We start from the raw sequence: 1,685 nt of genomic DNA on the forward strand, positions 1-1,685 counted from the left end.
CGTGGGCTGGGTGCCCGCCGGCCAGCCAATGGCCGGGGCGATGTTTACAGTGGGGATCAGCGTCTTGTTCGGCTCCGGCAATTGCGGCGAGGGCCCGGTGCCGTCGGATACCTTCAGGGTCGAGCTTTCGCCGCAGGCGGCAAGGCTGCCCGCGAGCATGATCAGTAAGGCGAGTCTTGTTTTATGCATGGTTTTCTCCTGGATGCCTGTAAGGGTAGAGGTGTGCGTTGCGGCGATGGTTCAAGTACAAGGCCAGCTTTAATTGACGCTCCACCCCCAACCCACTAACCTTCGCGGCTTGTTCCAGGTGCTCTGTGACCTACGGGTCGACTGAGTGAAACAGGGAAGCCGGTGAGTGAGCGCACTTGTACACAGTGCTGCCGCGATTCCGGCGCTGCCCCCGCAACGGTAAATGAGTCAAAACGGTGCTGTTTGCCACTGTATCGCTCGCGATATGGGAAGGCGCGCCGTCGGCGTGCGCTCTAGCGCGCCACTCATGAGCCCGGAGACCGGCCCGGATCATCCAACAGCATCACGGTGGGCGATGCTTGGCTGTCTGTTTTTGATTTTTCCTGCCCGCCGTTTTTGTCCAGCCCCAACGGAGAGCTGCCATGACCGATTCCCCCGAGCGCGACGAACGCCACCTGGCGCGCATGCTGCGTAAAAAAGCCGTGATCGATGAGCGCATCGCCAATTCCCCGAACGAATGCGGCTTGCTGCTGGTGCTGACCGGTAACGGCAAAGGCAAGAGCAGCTCGGCATTTGGCATGCTGGCCCGCGCCATGGGCCACGGCATGCAGTGCGGTGTGGTGCAGTTCATCAAGGGGCGCAACAGCACCGGCGAAGAGCGGTTCTTCCGCCGCTTCCCCGAGCAAGTGCGTTTCCATGTGATGGGCGAGGGCTTTACCTGGGAAACCCAGGACCGCCAGCGCGACATCGCGGCCGCCGAAGCCGCCTGGGCGGTGTCCCGCCAATTGCTGCAAGACCCGTCCATCGGCCTGGTGGTGCTGGATGAGCTGAACATCGCGCTCAAGCACGGCTACCTCGACCTGGATCAAGTCCTTGGCGACCTGCAGGCTCGCCCGCCGATGCAGCACGTGGTGGTCACCGGCCGTGGCGCCAAGCCCGAGCTGATCGAAATGGGCGACACCGTCACCGAAATGGGCATGCTCAAGCACGCGTTCCAGGCCGGTATCAAGGCACAGAAAGGCGTCGAACTTTGAATCAGCCCCGTCATTGCCCGGCCGTCTTGATCGCCGCACCGGCGTCCGGCCAGGGCAAAACCACGGTCACCGCCGCGCTGGCCCGTTTGCACCGCAACCTGGGGCGTAAGGTGCGCGTGTTCAAATGCGGCCCGGACTTCCTCGACCCGATGATTCACGAGCGCGCCAGCGGTGCGCCGGTGTATCAATTGGATATGTGGATGGTGGGCGAGCAGGAAAGTCGCCGCTTGCTGTGGGAAGCGGCGGGGGAGGCGGACCTGATCCTGATCGAAGGCGTGATGGGCCTGTTCGACGGCACGCCTTCCAGCGCTGACCTGGCGCGACACTTCGGTGTCCCGGGGCTACGGTGTATGGCATCAAGCGCCGTGGTGTATTAGGTGGTGTTGGCGGACTGGCGGCGGGCATTGGGGCGGCGACCATCGGCTACCAGGTGATCGATAAGGCCACTGGCCTAGTGGTACC

General features: G+C 63.2%; 1 protein-coding gene, 2 pseudogenes and 1 riboswitch. Of the genes and pseudogenes, 2 read left to right on the forward strand and 1 reads right to left on the reverse strand.

Annotated features, from left to right (window positions below; all coding sequences use genetic code 11):
- A pseudogene (locus L9Z73_RS30145) lies at positions 1–189 on the reverse strand (sorbosone dehydrogenase family protein); the annotation flags it as partial.
- A 99-nt stretch (positions 190–288) separates the two neighbouring features.
- Positions 289–532: riboswitch (cobalamin riboswitch) on the forward strand.
- A 79-nt stretch (positions 533–611) separates the two neighbouring features.
- On the opposite strand from L9Z73_RS30145, the gene cobO reads away from it, so the two are divergent.
- Both cobO and L9Z73_RS30155 read left to right on the forward strand, forming a co-directional pair.
- The gene (gene cobO, locus L9Z73_RS30150) at positions 612–1,223 is read left to right on the forward strand and encodes a cob(I)yrinic acid a,c-diamide adenosyltransferase (protein WP_247408591.1); all 612 of its coding nucleotides are present in this window, start codon (positions 612–614) and stop codon (positions 1,221–1,223) included.
- Positions 1,220–1,591: pseudogene (locus L9Z73_RS30155) on the forward strand (cobyrinate a,c-diamide synthase); the annotation flags it as partial. The gene cobO and the pseudogene L9Z73_RS30155, both read left to right, overlap by 4 nt.
- Positions 1,592–1,685: the final 94 nt, after the last annotated feature.

It is taken from the genome of Pseudomonas emilianonis, from assembly GCF_023072625.1.
GTDB lineage: Bacteria > Pseudomonadota > Gammaproteobacteria > Pseudomonadales > Pseudomonadaceae > Aquipseudomonas > Aquipseudomonas paraveronii.

Coding starts and splice junctions, on each gene's coding strand:
- cobO (WP_247408591.1), top strand. CDS start 612: ATGACCGATTCCCCCGAGCGCGACGAACGCCACCTGGCGCGCATGCTG.